This is a genomic window from Streptomyces sp. NRRL S-350, assembly GCF_000719705.1.
Classification (GTDB): domain Bacteria; phylum Actinomycetota; class Actinomycetes; order Streptomycetales; family Streptomycetaceae; genus Kitasatospora.
Genome location: NZ_JOHO01000003.1, coordinates 1 through 13,109 on the forward strand (window position 1 = coordinate 1; position 13,109 = coordinate 13,109).

Here is a 13,109-nt window from a genome sequence, read left to right on the forward strand (position 1 = left end):
CGGGAGGGGAGGACGGGGAGGACGGGTCGGGCGGGGAGGACGGCGGCGCCGCGGCGGGGGCCACCGGGGCGACCGGGATGCGCCGCAGCACGGTACGGATCCGGGCGACCAGCACGGCGCTCTCGAAGGGCTTGACGACGTAGTCGTCCGCACCGGCCTCCAACCCGGAGACGACGTCCACCGGGTCGGTGCGCGCCGACATCATCAGGATCGGCAGCTGGCTCTCCTCGCGGATCCGGCGGCAGAGGCCGACCCCGTCGAGCAGCGGCAGCATGACGTCCAGCAGGAGCAGGTCGGGCCGGACGGCGTGGAAGGCCTCCAGCCCCTCCAGGCCGTCGGCGGCCGTGCTGACCGGGAAGCCGTAGCGCTCCAGCGCCATCCGGGTGGCCTCGCGGATCACCTCGTCGTCCTCGACCAGGAGGATGTGCGGGTGGGCGGGGGCGGCGGCGGGGTGCGTCGCGGGGGTCATCGCTTCGGCTCCGGGGACACGGCAGGGGCGGAGGGCTGGGAGGACTGGGAGGGTGGCCGGGGCGCGCGGGGGGACGGGGCGGCCGCGCCGGCGGAGGGGGTGGCGGTCGGAGGAGCCGGCGGGGCGGCCGGGGCGGCGGACTTCGTGGCCTTGTCGGGCTGAGCCGGGTCCGGGCCGGTGGGCGGCAGCACGCCGAGGCCCTCGTCCTTCCGCTCCAGCAGGACGAGCCTGGCGCCGTCCCACTGGTAGTGGCTGCTGGTCCGGACGTAGAGGCCGGTCGACTCGTACAGCCACAGGTCGGAGCCGATGGTCTCGGCGTTGAAGGTCCGTTGCACCTGCACCCGCAGGACGGGCAGGAGGCGGTCCTCGGCGGGGGTGTAGACGTGCAGCACCACGGGGCCAGGGGTGATGACGGCCGTGATCAGCGAGATCCGGCCGTCCCCGGTGAGGTCGCGGAACTCGGGGCTGCGGACCTCGCAGCCGCTGCAGGAGCCCAGCGCCAGCCGTTCCTCCGTGCTCACGGCCGGGTCGTTGGCGAGGACGGCGCGGAGGTCGAGCGCGGTGACGCCCTGCCCGGGGACGGTCACGCCGGGCACGGGCTGCGGCGGTTGCTGGGTGGTGCCACCGGCGCCGGTTCCGGTGGCGGGCGGGGTCGGGGCCGGTGAAGCGTCCAGGCCCGGCCAGAGCGTCTGGGGAACGGGCGGCGGCGTGACAGTTCTTACCGGGCCCTGGTCCTGCAAACCACCGGGTGTGGAGCTGCCCAAGGCCAGCGCGGCGAGGGTGAGGAGGACGAGCAGACCGGCCAGGGCCGCCACGGGGACGGCGCCGGGACGGCGGCGCGGTACGGGTGGTGTTGCCACGGTCGGTGCTCGTCCTCCTGATCTGTGGTGATGCGGTCGGAAATCCGGAGATCCGTAGACCCGGAAGCCCGGAAGCCCGGAAGCCCGGAAGCCCGGAAGCCCGGAAGCCCGGAACCCCGGAACCCCGGAGACCGAGCGGCCGAGCGACCCGGAGTGCGGGTCGGCGTGCGACGCCGCAGCCGACCCTCGACCGCCCGGGCCCCGCTGTTAGGTCGTTCGGACGGCGGTCGGGGGTTCCATCGGGAGTTACCGGCGCCGCCGGGAGCCACCGGGACGGATCAGGATGAGTGACGGCAGGTGAAGCAGGGTGAAGCAGGGTGAAGCAGGGGGAAAGCAGGGGTGGGCCGGGGCCGGGACGAGTCAGGCCGGGTCGGCCAGCACGATGATGTTGTCCGTCCAGTGGCCGTCCGAGCCGATCCGCCCGCCGCAGGTGATCAGCCGCAGCGCGGGTGCGGGCGTGTTGCCGTAGACCTGCTCGGTGGGGAAGCCGTCCTTGGCGGCCTGGAGCAGTGTACGGACCTTGAAGTCCACGGTGCTGCCGTCGGCCCGCCCGACCCGGACGAGCTCGCCGGGCCGCAGTTTCGGCAGCTGCCGGAAGACCGCCGGGCCGTGCACGGTGTCGTAGTGCCCGATCAGGACGGCCGGCCCGGTCTCGCCGGGGCTGGGGCCGTTGCGGTACCAGCCCACCTCGTCGCCCCGGTCGGCCGGCGGCACCTGCACGGTGCCGTCTGCGTTCAGTCCGAGGCCGGTCACCGGTGCGTCCACTCCGGCGGAGGGGATGAGCAGCCGCGTCGGCGGGGAGGGCGGGAGGGGCTTGGTGGCGGTGGTCGCAGGGCCGCCGGTGGGTCCGACGGCCTTGTCGGCCGGTGCGGGCGGCGGGGTGTCGGCGGTGCTGCTGCCGTGTCCGGAAGCCTCGATCCGCACCACCGGGGTCTCCCGGCCGGACAGCGCCAGGGAGACGCCGAGCACCAGACAGAGCAGGCCCGCCGTGCCGAAGGCCGTACGGCGCAGGGCACCCGGGCCGGGTTTGGCGGCGCGGCGCCGTCCGCGCCGGTTCGTCGGCCCGTGGCCGGACCGGCTGTCGCGCCTTCGGCGGCCGGTGACGGTCCCCGCCGTCGGGGCGGCCCCGGCGCCGTTCCCCGCACTGGCCGGGTGCGGGGGAACGGCGCCGGGGTGCCCGGCGGACTCGGGACCGGTGTCAGCCGCGCGCACCGGAGCGGCGGCGCAGAACGGCGAAGCCCAGCGCGGCGGCGCCGACGGCCGCGACGGCGCCGCCGCCGGCGAGCATCAGGCCGGAGCTGTCGGAGGCACCGGAGCCGTCGCCCGCCTGCGCGGCGCCCTTGGGCACCTCACGGACCTGGGGCTGGGTGCCGCTGGGGGCCTGCGGCGCGGCCGCGCTGGGGGCGGCCGGTGCCGGGGCGGCGGTACGCGCGGCGCTGGGGGCGGCGGGTGCCGGGGTGGGGGTGGCGGTGGGCGCGGCGCTGGGGGCGGCCGGCGAGGCGACGGGCTTCGGCGCGCCGTCGGCCCAGGCCTGTCCGCCGGTCATGGCGGTCAGCAGCGCGGCCCCGGTGAGGGCGCAGACCGCCAGGACGCGGCGGGCGGGCGAGCGATCGGTACGGCTCCTGGTCATGCGGTGGTCTCCATCTGCATCGGTGGTACGTCGGTACGTCGGTACGTCGCCATGCGGGTGTGTCCGTACGCGGGTACCTCGGTACGTCGGTCGTCGGTACGGGGTCGATCGCGTCACGTGCGGCGTCGCGGACCCCGTCGTCCGGGGACGTCGTGGAGCGTGACGCGGCGTGATGCGCTGCGGTCGCGGACGTTCGTCGTCGGCGCCGGACGCGTAAGTCCTCGTCGCGGACGCCCCGGCCCGGTGGACCCGGTGCGGCCGGTGGGTCCGGTGCAGCCGGTCCGGCCGGGGCGTTGACCTGACGGTAGGAGAGCCGTGTCGCGGTCTTCGACCGGCTGTGTCACGGCCGTCCATCGGCTGCGTAACATCCCTCGCCGCACCCCGCCGCACCCCGCCGCACCCCGCCGCCCCGCTGCCCGCCCCGCCCCGCCGCCGCGCCGCCGTCCGGAAACCCGATGTCCGGTGAGCACCCCCGGCCCCCGGTGCGTACCCATGAGTGGGGGGCAGGACAGATCGGACCACAGAAAGGTGGCAGTGATGAGCCTGCTGGCCAACCTGGTGCCGGCGATGCGGCATCCGCACAAGCGGACCGGAACCGGCAAGGAGACCAGGAACACGAAGACGAACGACCGTCGCCGCCGTCGTGGAACCAAGTCGGGGCACTGACGGCTTCGCCGTCCTGTCAGGGCCGGGTCCTCGTCGACCCGGCCACTCCCCAGGGTCTGGACACGTACCGTGTGGTCGCTGCGGCGGCTGATGGCCGTCGACGGGGACGGCGGCGAGGGCCGGGCTGATCCGGTCGTCGAGCCGGCCCCGCCCGTCCCGTTGCGCCGGGTCTTCGGGCGGTTCTGGCCCTACACCCGTGGGGGTCGGCGCTGGCTGGTCCTGCTGCTGGGGTTCGTCCTGCTCGGGCCGGTGGTCGACGCGACCGCGATCTGGCTGTTCAAGGTCGTCGTCGACGAGGTGCTGGTGCCGCGCAGGCTCGACCTGTTCCTGCCGATCGCGCTCGGGTACGCCGGGTTGACGTTGGTGGCAGGGGGGCTGCGCTTCGCCGACGAGACGACGTCGGCCTGGGTCAGCGAGCGTTTCCTGCTCGCGCTGCGCACCGACGTCTTCCGGCACCTGCAGGGGCTCTCCCTGGGCTTCTTCGAGCGGCGGCGGCTCGGCGACGTGCTGTCGCGGCTCACTTCGGACGTCGAGGCGGTCGAGACCTTCCTCCTCTCTGGCGTGATCGACGCGGTCGCGTACGTCGCCGAGTTGGCCGTCTTCCTGGGCGTGCTGTTCTACCTGCGCTGGGACCTCGCCGCCGTGGCCCTCGTCGTCGCGCCGGTGTTCTGGTTCACCGCGCGGCGCTTCTCGGTGCTGGTGAAGGCCGCGTCGCGGGAGCGGCGGCGGCGCAGCGGCTCGGTGAGCGCGCTCGCCGAGGAGACGCTGGGCAACATCGCGTTGGTGCAGGCGTACAACCGGCAGGACTGGGAGCAGGAGCGGTTCCGCCGGGAGAGCCTGGCGCGGTTCCGGGCGACGATGGCGGCGACCCGGCTGAGGGCGTTGTTCGCGCCGATCGTGGAACTGCTGGAGCTGGTCGGGGCGTTGACCGTGCTCGGGCTGGGCGCCTGGGAACTGGCCAACGGCCGTCTGACCCTCGGCGAACTCCTCGTCTTCGTCGCTCTGTTGAGCCGCCTGTACAGCCCGATCCGGGGGATCTCACGGCTCAGCAACGGCTTCTACTCCGCCTCGGCCGCCGCCGAGCGGATCATCGAACTGCTCGACCAGCGCCCGCAGGTGGCCGATCCGCCGAGCTCGCTGAGCCCGCCGAGCCCGTCCCAACCGCCCCAGCCAGCACAGCCGTCCCGGCCCTCCCAGAGCTCCCAGAGCTCCCAGAACTCCCAGGACTCCCAGCCGTTCCGGCCGCGCTGCCCGTCCCGGATCCGTGGCGCGGTGGACTTCGACGGGGTGTGGTTCCGCTATCCCGACACGACCCGGGTGGCGTTGTTCGACGTGTCCTTCCACGCCGAGCCGGGCGAGACGGTCGCCTTGGTGGGGGAGAGCGGGGCGGGCAAGTCCACGGCCGCCAAACTCCTGCTGCGGTTCTACGACCCGGAGCGCGGAGCCGTCCGGCTGGACGGCGTCGACCTGCGCGAACTGGCCGTGGCCGACCTGCGGGAGCACATCGCGGTGCTGCTGCAGGAGACCCTGGTGATCCACGGCACCGTGCGGGAGAACATCGCCTACGGGCGGCCGGATGCGACCGACGCGCAGATCGTCGCGGCTGCGAAGGCCGCCGACGCGCACGAGTTCGTCAGCCGGCTGCCGGACGGCTACGACACGCTGGTCGGCCGACACGGCGGCCTGCTCTCCGGCGGCCAGCGGCAGCGGATCGCGATCGCCCGGGCGATGGTCCGGGACGCGCCGGTGCTGCTGCTGGACGAGCCGACCACGGGCCTGGACGCGGAGTCCGGGCAGCGGGTCCTGGAGCCGCTGGGGCGGTTGATGAACGGCCGGACGACGATCATCATCTCGCACAACCTGCTCACCGTACGGAACGCGGACCGGATCGTGCTGCTCCGCGGCGGCCGGGTGGCCGCCTGCGGCACCCACGAGGAACTGCTGGCCTGCGACGACGGCTACGCCCGGCTCGCCCGGCTGCACCAGCCGCACACACCGGACCAGCCACACCAACCGGACCAACCGGACCAACCGGACCAGCCGGACCAGCCACACCCGAGACACCAGCCGGACCAGCCGGACCGGCAACACCAGAGGCCCCGGCCGCCACACCAAGGAGCGGTCCGATGAGGCCCCGACAGCCGGTCCCCGCCGGGGAGTCCATCGCCCCCGGCTACCAGGCCCTGGCCCAGCTGTGCCGCACCGGCTGGCTCGACGTCTACGACTGCTGGAGCGAGGAACGGGACTGCCGCTGTGTGGTGAAGGTGCTCCGCTCCGACCGCCGCCGTGAACGCCGACTGCGTGAACGCCTGCTTCGCGAGGGCCGCTGGCTGACCGAGTTCACCCACCCGCACCTCGTCCGCGGCTACGGCACCGGCGAACGCCCGCAGCCGTACGCGGTACTGGAGACCCTCACCGGCGAAACCCTCGCCCACCTGCTGGACGTCCGGCCGCGCCGCCCGGCCGCCACCGACCTGGCCCTGCTCGGACTCCACCTCTGTTCCGCCATGCACTACCTGCACGGGCAGGGCCTGCTCCACCTCGACCTCAAGCCCTCCAACATCGTGATCGACTGCCGCCACGCCAAGGTGCTCGACCTCAGCATCGCGCGTCCTCCGGGCCCGGGCACCCCCGGCATCGGCACCGAGGGCTACCTCGCCCCCGAACAGGCCGCCGGGGGCCTCCTCACCGCGGCGACGGACGTCTGGGGCATCGGCATCACCCTCTACGAGGCGGCCACCGGCACCGTGCCCTTCGACGGCGAACCCACCGGCCCGACACCTCCGGTGACCCGCTTCCGCCGCCTCCCCCGCCCCCTCGCCGAGGCCATCGACACCTGTCTCCGCCCCGCCGCCGAGGACCGCCCGACCCTTTCCGGACTCGCCTGCTCGCTCGACCGGTTGCTTCCCCGGAGCCGCCGCGCCGCGCCACCGGCGGAGGACTGGCCGGCGGAGGACTGACCGGTGCCGCCATGGCCGGGGCACCGGGCCCCGGGGCCGCTAACCCGCCGCCCGTAGCTGCCGGAGGGTCCAGCCGGGCCCGAGCTTCCCGGTGTGGCTGGTGAAGAGTTCGGCGGCACGGCGGTAGGAGAGGCGGGCGCGGCCGGTGTGGGGGCAGCGGTCGTGGGCGGGGGTGCCGGTGGGGGCGCGGCGGTCGGTGAGGAAGAGCGGGCCGGTGGCGCGGCCGACGATCAGGAGGGGGAGGAGGCGGGCGGCGCCGGACCGCCAGTGGACGGGGGTGTGGCCTGGTCGGACGCGGCGGTGGGCGAGGTCGAGGTGGTCGGTGTCCAGGGCCAGGACGGTCTCGATCGGGGCGCCGGATTCGTGCAGCAGGTGCCAGAGGGTCTGTTCGCGCAGTGGGGCTCGCAGGGCGAACAGGGCGCGTAGCTCGTCGGGGGTCAAGGGGGCGGCGGACGCGGTGGGGCCGGGTGGGGGCAGCGGGCGCAGGCCGGTGGTGGGGTCGCCGTCGATCCAGCCGCGGGCACGCCACCAGGCCGCGGCCGCGCGCAGGGTGGAGAGTTCCCGGTTGAGGGTGCGGGGGTCGGTGTCGGCGCCGCGTCGGGCGACGGCGGCGCGGAGCCGGCCCGCGGTGTCCGGGTGGTCGAGCAGGGCGAGCGGCAGGACGGGCGGCCGGGCGCGCCGCCGTCCGGGGCCGGTGGGCGCGGGCCGGTCGGCGAGCGCCCAGGCCCAGGTGTGCAGCGCGATGCGGTAGATCCGCCGGGAGCCTTCGGCGAGCCGGGCGGCGGCCAGGTAGTGCTCGACGGCGACGGCGTACTCGACCGGTGGGGGCCCTGCCGTTGTCTCTGCCACGATTTCCCACTTCCGCAGTAAACGGATCCTCCCAAGGCTCGGACAGAATAGCCGGATCGCGCAGTAAATAGCAGGTGGGGCGGCCTGATCGAGGCGATTTACTGCGGTTGTCGGGCGGATCCCTAAATTGATTCCGAAAGGCTCAGGTTTTTTCCCGGAAACCCTTGAACCCCGCCGCCTTCGAACCCAGACTTGCTGCCCATGGCCTTGCAGACCGAACGGATCCCGGCCCCCCGAAGGCGGCTGGGAGACCGTCTCGCCGTGTTGGGCGAGCGCGAATTCAGGTGGTTCTTCCTCGGGTACACGACCTCGCTCATCGGCTCCTCGATGGCGCCGGTGGCGGTGGCCTTCGCCGTGCTCGACGGCGGCGGCAGCGGCACCGACCTGGGGTGGGTGATGGCGGCCCGGATCCTCCCCGTGGTGCTGGTGCTGCTGGCCGGCGGGGTGATCACCGACCGGTTCGGCAGCCGCCGGTCGATGCTCGGCTCGGACGTCCTGCGCGGCCTGGTCCAGGCGCTGTTCGCCGCGCTGTTGGCGGTCGGGCACGCGCCGGTGTGGGCGATGACCGCCCTGGTGGCGGCCTGGGGGGTCGGCGAGGGGCTGTTCATGCCGGCCTTCGGTGCGATCGTGCCCGACCTGGTGCGCCGCAAGGAGCTGGCGGCGGACGCCAACACCCTGCTGGGGCTGTCCCGTTCGGTGTCGACCGTGGTCGGCCCCGCCGCGGCCGGCCTGGTGACCGCTACCTGGGGGCCGGCCGTGGTGCTGCTGGCCGACGCGGTGACGTACGGAATCGGCGTGATCGCGCTGGCCGGGCTGCGGCTGCCGCGGCGGGCGGCGGTGGCGGCCGGCGGCGGGTCGATGGTCCGGGAACTGCGGGCCGGCTGGTCGGAGTTCGCCTCCCGCCCGTGGCTGTGGATCACCACCGCGCAGATGGGCCTGTTCAACCTGCTGGTCTGGGCCCCTTTCCTGGTGCTCGGCCCGCTCACCGCGCAGCGGGACCTCGGCGGAGCCCGAGCCTGGGGCCTGGTGATGGGTGTGTACGGCGCGGGCGCGGTGCTGGGCGGTCTGCTGATGCTCGGCCGTCTGCCCGCCCGCCCCCTCGCGGTGGCGTCCGTGGCGGCGTTGGGGTGGGCGTTGCCCTCCGGGGCGCTCGCGGCGGGCGCGGCGCTGCCCTGGGTGGCTGCCGGCGCGCTGGTGGCCGGGGGCGGCTCGGCGGTCTGCGGGACGCTGTACAGCACGACGACGCAGAAGTGGGTGCCGGCGGAACTGCTCGGCCGGCTGACCGCCTTCGGCGTGTTCGGTTCCTTCGCCCTCGGCCCGCTCGGCCTGGCCGTGGCCGGTCCGCTGGCCGGCCGGTGGGGCGCGGACACCGTGCTGCTCCTCGGGGCTGTCTGGCAACTCGCCGCCGGGGCCGTAGTGTTGGCCGTACCGGCGGTGCGGCAGCGCCGCTGGGAGGAAGGCCCGGACAGCTGACCAACCCCTCGGACGGCTTCGGGGCGCACCCCCGGCCCCCGGTGCGGCCCACCGCGCACCGCACCCGGCCGGCCCCGGAGCGCAACCGGCTGCCCCACCCGCGCACGCACGCCTCCGCGGCGGGCGGGGCGGCCGACCCGGTCGTACCGTGGAGGGTGCGGGGGTGACGGAGGAGGTCGACCAATGCCCGGTTCGCTCACCATCAGCCACCACGAATCCGCGGTCACCCTGGACCACGCGGACGCCGAGCGGCTCGCCACGGTCCTGGCCGAGCTGGCGTACCTGCTGGAGATCCCGGGCCCGAACCGGATCAACGACGCGCAGCTCTCGCTGCTCTGCGAGGGCCGGTCCCCGGACCGCGCCGAACTGGCGCACTGGTCCCAGGCGCTCTCCACCCAGCTGAAGGGGCGGCTCTGACCGGAGTCGCCCGGTCCCGGGGCACGGACCGCCCCGGGGTCCCCGACCGCCGCCCCGGCCGCCCCGGCCGCCCCGAGGTCTCCGGCCGTCCCGCCGACCGCCCGCCGTACGATGACGGGCGGGGCGGGGACGCCCTCCGGGTGCCGGGGTGGCCGGCGGCCGGTCCGGCGGAGGGTGGGGGCCCGAGCGTGCCGCAGTCCTGGTCGATGTCCTGGCTGACCGTGCCGACGCCGCTGCCCAGCGGCCCGATGCACATCGCGGTGACGCCGCTCGGCGTGGCGGCGGCCGGCTACGGCGGGCCCGACGGCGAGGCGCCGCCCTGCACCGACGAGTCGAAGGCCGCCGCCGTCACCGAGCGGATCGGCGCCTACCTGGCGGGCCGCACCCGCGAGTTGGGCCTGCCGATCGACTGGAGCCTGAGCTCCGGCCCGCACCGGGCCGTCCTGCAGACGCTCTGGCGCGAGGTGCCGTACGGCCGGACCATCACCTACGGCGAACTGGCCGCCCGAAGCGGCGTGTTCGAGGACGTTGCGGAGCCCGGCCTGGCCGCCCGGACGGTGGGGCAGATGATGGCCGCCAACCCCGTCGCCCTGCTGGTGCCCTGCCACCGGGTGGTGGCGGCGGACGGGCTCGGCGGCTTCGGCGGCGGCCGGGTCGGCATCGAGGTGAAGCGTTGGCTGCTCACCCTGGAGGGTGTGCTGGAGCCGACGCTCGACTGGGACGGGCCGCTGTGAGGGCGGTTCTCCGTCCTTCCGCCGGTCCCGCCCCGTCCGCCCGTCCGTCCGCCCGTCCACCCGTCTCCCCGTCCACCCTTCTGCCCGTCCGCCCGATCATCCTTCGCCCGGCCCCGGCCGGACTGCCGATGGTGTTGGATGGGGCGGGGGAATTCCGGAACGTCCCGGTGTTTTCGAATGAATAGTCGAACGGATATCGATCAGACGAACTAGTCGTACTATTTGTTCGGTTGTTTAGAACCACTCGTACGAGTGATTGCGGGTCGCCCCCGAACGGGCCCACCATGAAGCTGCAGCACGACTGCGCAAGATGACGCTTCATCGGGCACCGGGTATGCGAAGGGCTCCCCTCATGTCGACCGAAACCAATGCCGGTATTCCAGTGCCTGGTGCGCAGTCGGAGATCCGGCAGCAGCAGAGTCTGAGCACGGCGGGCGCGCGGAACCTCGCCACGACCACCAAGTCCGCGCCGCAGATGCAGGGCATCAGCCCGCGTTGGCTGCTCAGGAAGCTGCCGTGGGTGCAGGTCTCCGGCGGCACCTACCGGGTCAACCGCCGTCTGCGCTACTCGGTCGGCCGCGGCCGGGTGAGTTTCGTCAAGACGGGCAGCGAGGTGCGGGTGGTCCCGCCGACGCTCGTCGAGGTGCCGGTGCTGCGCGGCTTCCAGGACGAGGCCGTCCTGGCGGAGCTGGCCTCCCGCTTCGTGCAGCGGGACTTCGCCGCCGGGGACGTCCTGGTCGAGGCCGGCGCGCCGATCGGCGAGGTCTTCCTGATCGCGCACGGCAAGCTCGACCGCCTGGGCACCGGCAAGTACGGCGAGGAGGCGGTGGTCGGCACGCTGGCCGACGGCGACCACCTCGGCGACGAGGCGCTCCCGCAGGACGACGGCACCTGGCCCTACACCGTCCGCGCGGCGACGTCCGGCACCGTCATGGCGCTGTCCCGGCCCGCCTTCCAGGAGCTGCACGACCGTTCCGAGGCGCTGCAGCTGCAGGTCATCGAGTACCTGAACGGCTTCCAGCAGGCGCAGAACAAGTACGGCGAGGCGGCGATCGACCTCTCCGCCGGCCACGTGGGCGAGTACGAGCTGCCCGGCGCCTTCGTGGACTACGAGCTCAAGCCCCGCGAGTACGAGCTGAGCGTGGCGCAGACCATCCTCAAGGTGCACTCCCGCGTCGCCGACCTCTACAACCAGCCGATGAACCAGACCGAGCACCAGCTCCGGCTGACCATCGAGGCGCTGCGCGAGCGCCAGGAGCACGAGCTCGTCAACAACCCCGAGTTCGGCCTGCTCAGCAACGCCGCGTACGACCAGCGGATCCAGACCCACTCCGGCCCGCCCACCCCGGACGACATGGACGAACTGCTCAGCCGCCGTCGCGGCACCAAGCTGTTCCTGGCCCACCCCAAGGCCATCGCGGCGTTCGGCCGGGAGCTCAACAAGCGCGGCATCTACCCGGGCACGGTCGAGGTCGAGGGCAAGCAGATCATGGCCTGGCGCGGGGTGCCGGTCTTCCCGTGCAACAAGATCCCGGTCGTCGGTGACACCAGCTCGATCATCGGGATGCGAATCGGCGAGGACAACCAGGGTGTCATCGGCCTGCACCAGACCGGAATTCCGGACGAATACCAGCCGAGCCTTTCGGTGCGGTTCATGGGAATCGACGACAAGGCCATCATTTCCTACCTGGTGAGCGCCTACTACTCCGCCGCCATCCTGGTGCCGGACGCGGTCGGCGTGCTGGAGAACGTGGACATCGCGCACCGCTGACGGCACACCGGGGCCGCCGGATCCGTGCCGCCCGACCGGGGCGCCGACCGACATCCGGCCGGCACCCGGCCGCGCGGCGCGTACGGGCGGGCTCCGCCGCGCACGGGCATGCCCCGACTCCTACGGGCGTGCCCGGCGCCCGCCTCCGGCCATCGCCCGACACCAGAGCGCAACACCGGCCCGTCCGTGCCGGGCCATCCATGACAGGTGCCACAGGGGGGAGAGACCCATGACGACTCAGGCGTTGGAACGGGACCACAAGGAGGGGCACGAGGCGGCGGACATCCTCGCCCGCGCCCGCGCGCTGGTCGACCCGGTCATGCGGGCCGCCGTCGACTCGCTGCCCGGCACGATGCGCAGGGTCGCCGGCTACCACTTCGGCTGGTGGGAGGCGGACGGCACCGCGGCCACCGCGCCCGCCGGCAAGGCGATCCGGCCGGCCATGGTCCTCGCCGCCACCCAGGCCCTGGGCGGCACGCCGGGCCAGGCCGCAGCCGCGGCCGCCGCCGTCGAACTGGTGCACAACTTCACCCTGCTTCACGACGATGTCATCGACCGGGACGACACCCGCCGCCACCGCCCCACCGCCTGGCGGGTGTTCGGCACCACCGAGGCCATCCTGGCCGGAGACGCCATGCACTCTCTGGCGCTGCGCCTGCTCGCCGAGGACGCCCACCCGGCCGCGCAGGGCTCGATCCGGCGGCTCGCCGACTGCGTGGTCGAGCTGTGCGAGGGCCAGCAGATCGACTGCGCCTTCGAGCAGCGCAACGACGTCTCGCTCCCCGAGTGCCTGGCGATGGCGGAGGCCAAGACCGGGGCCCTGCTCGGCGCCGCCTGCGCGATCGGCGCCCTGTACGGGGGCGCGTCCGAGGACGCGGCGCAGGCGATGGACGGGTTCGGCCGGGAGATCGGCCTGGCGTTCCAGTTGATCGACGACCTGATCGGCATCTGGGGTGATCCCGCGGTCACCGGCAAGCCGGTCGGCGCGGACCTGGTCGCCCGGAAGAAGTCGCTGCCGGTGGTCGCGGCGCTCGGCTCCGGCACGGTCGACGGCAAGCGGTTGTCCGAGCTGTACGCCATCGAACGCCCGCTGACCCCGGAGGAGTTGGCCCAGTGCGCGGCCGCCGTCGACGGGGCCGGGGGGCGCGGCTGGGCGCAGGGCCAGTCCTGCGAGCGGATGGCCGCGGCGATGGCGCAACTGGCCGCCGCTGTCCCGGAGCCGGCCGCGGCCGACGAGCTGCTGGCCCTCGCCGAACTGGTGACCCGCCGCACGCACTGAA

At 74.1% G+C, this 13,109-nt stretch carries 13 protein-coding genes; 8 read left to right on the forward strand and 5 right to left on the reverse strand.

The window, feature by feature from the left end; translation table 11 throughout:
• The 4 genes from IF30_RS40940 to IF30_RS0103860 form a co-directional block, all read right to left on the reverse strand.
• Positions 1–469, reverse strand: a 469-nt coding sequence (locus IF30_RS40940; protein WP_030231934.1) for a response regulator transcription factor, incomplete at its 3' end; no start/stop codon positions are given.
• The gene (locus IF30_RS48555; RefSeq protein ID WP_199807819.1) at positions 466–1,329 is read right to left on the reverse strand and encodes a hypothetical protein; all 864 of its coding nucleotides are present in this window, start codon (positions 1,327–1,329) and stop codon (positions 466–468) included. The genes IF30_RS40940 and IF30_RS48555, both read right to left, overlap by 4 nt.
• A gap of 360 nt (positions 1,330–1,689) precedes the next feature.
• Entirely contained in the window at positions 1,690–2,541 is an 852-nt protein-coding gene (locus IF30_RS0103855; protein WP_234322576.1) for a class F sortase, read from the reverse strand.
• Positions 2,528–2,959 (reverse strand): hypothetical protein, encoded by a 432-nt coding sequence (locus IF30_RS0103860; protein WP_037898943.1) that lies wholly within the window; start codon positions 2,957–2,959, stop codon positions 2,528–2,530. The genes IF30_RS0103855 and IF30_RS0103860 overlap by 14 nt, the downstream gene beginning before the upstream one ends.
• A gap of 537 nt (positions 2,960–3,496) precedes the next feature.
• Here IF30_RS0103860 and IF30_RS50135 point away from each other — a divergent pair.
• The 3 genes from IF30_RS50135 to IF30_RS0103880 all read left to right on the forward strand — a co-directional run bounded on the left by IF30_RS50135 (position 3,497) and on the right by IF30_RS0103880 (position 6,585).
• Positions 3,497–3,625, forward strand: coding sequence for a hypothetical protein (locus IF30_RS50135; RefSeq protein WP_267884497.1), 129 nt, complete (start codon positions 3,497–3,499; stop codon positions 3,623–3,625).
• Positions 3,626–3,715: 90 nt separating this feature from the next.
• Positions 3,716–5,755, forward strand: coding sequence for an ABC transporter ATP-binding protein (locus IF30_RS49045; RefSeq protein WP_234322585.1), 2,040 nt, complete (start codon positions 3,716–3,718; stop codon positions 5,753–5,755).
• Positions 5,752–6,585, forward strand: coding sequence for a serine/threonine-protein kinase (locus IF30_RS0103880; RefSeq protein WP_051709252.1), 834 nt, complete (start codon positions 5,752–5,754; stop codon positions 6,583–6,585). Before IF30_RS49045 ends, IF30_RS0103880 begins: the two co-directional genes overlap by 4 nt.
• Positions 6,586–6,624: 39 nt before the next feature.
• Here IF30_RS0103880 and IF30_RS0103885 read toward each other — a convergent pair whose 3' ends face one another.
• The gene (locus tag IF30_RS0103885; RefSeq protein WP_030231945.1) at positions 6,625–7,434 is read right to left on the reverse strand and encodes a hypothetical protein; all 810 of its coding nucleotides are present in this window, start codon (positions 7,432–7,434) and stop codon (positions 6,625–6,627) included.
• Between the two features lie 201 nt (positions 7,435–7,635).
• Between IF30_RS0103885 and IF30_RS0103890 the strand changes: the two genes are divergently transcribed.
• The 5 genes from IF30_RS0103890 to IF30_RS0103910 all read left to right on the forward strand — a co-directional run bounded on the left by IF30_RS0103890 (position 7,636) and on the right by IF30_RS0103910 (position 13,108).
• A complete protein-coding gene (locus IF30_RS0103890; protein WP_030231947.1) occupies positions 7,636–8,907 on the forward strand; it encodes an MFS transporter in 1,272 nt (423 codons plus the stop codon).
• Positions 8,908–9,090: 183 nt separating this feature from the next.
• Positions 9,091–9,324, forward strand: a complete 234-nt coding sequence (locus IF30_RS0103895; RefSeq protein WP_030231950.1) for a hypothetical protein — start codon at positions 9,091–9,093, stop codon at positions 9,322–9,324.
• Between the two features lie 188 nt (positions 9,325–9,512).
• On the forward strand, positions 9,513–10,058 hold the full coding sequence (locus IF30_RS0103900) for a methylated-DNA--[protein]-cysteine S-methyltransferase (protein ID WP_324605605.1): 546 nt from the start codon (positions 9,513–9,515) through the stop codon (positions 10,056–10,058).
• A gap of 352 nt (positions 10,059–10,410) precedes the next feature.
• Positions 10,411–11,829: a family 2B encapsulin nanocompartment shell protein gene (locus IF30_RS0103905; RefSeq protein WP_030231957.1), complete on the forward strand. Its 1,419-nt coding sequence runs from the start codon at positions 10,411–10,413 to the stop codon at positions 11,827–11,829.
• Between the two features lie 229 nt (positions 11,830–12,058).
• Positions 12,059–13,108: a family 2 encapsulin nanocompartment cargo protein polyprenyl transferase gene (locus tag IF30_RS0103910; protein WP_030231960.1), complete on the forward strand. Its 1,050-nt coding sequence runs from the start codon at positions 12,059–12,061 to the stop codon at positions 13,106–13,108.
• The last annotated feature ends 1 nt before the right edge of the window (position 13,109 follow it).

Excerpts from the sequence above, each read along its gene's own strand:
- IF30_RS0103860 (WP_037898943.1), bottom strand. The coding sequence starts at position 2,959 with ATGACCAGGAGCCGTACCGATCGCTCGCCCGCCCGCCGCGTCCTGGCG.
- IF30_RS50135 (WP_267884497.1), top strand. The coding sequence starts at position 3,497 with ATGAGCCTGCTGGCCAACCTGGTGCCGGCGATGCGGCATCCGCACAAG.
- IF30_RS49045 (WP_234322585.1), top strand. The coding sequence starts at position 3,716 with ATGGCCGTCGACGGGGACGGCGGCGAGGGCCGGGCTGATCCGGTCGTC.
- IF30_RS0103880 (WP_051709252.1), top strand. The coding sequence starts at position 5,752 with ATGAGGCCCCGACAGCCGGTCCCCGCCGGGGAGTCCATCGCCCCCGGC.
- IF30_RS0103890 (WP_030231947.1), top strand. The coding sequence starts at position 7,636 with ATGGCCTTGCAGACCGAACGGATCCCGGCCCCCCGAAGGCGGCTGGGA.
- IF30_RS0103895 (WP_030231950.1), top strand. The coding sequence starts at position 9,091 with ATGCCCGGTTCGCTCACCATCAGCCACCACGAATCCGCGGTCACCCTG.
- IF30_RS0103905 (WP_030231957.1), top strand. The coding sequence starts at position 10,411 with ATGTCGACCGAAACCAATGCCGGTATTCCAGTGCCTGGTGCGCAGTCG.
- IF30_RS0103910 (WP_030231960.1), top strand. The coding sequence starts at position 12,059 with ATGACGACTCAGGCGTTGGAACGGGACCACAAGGAGGGGCACGAGGCG.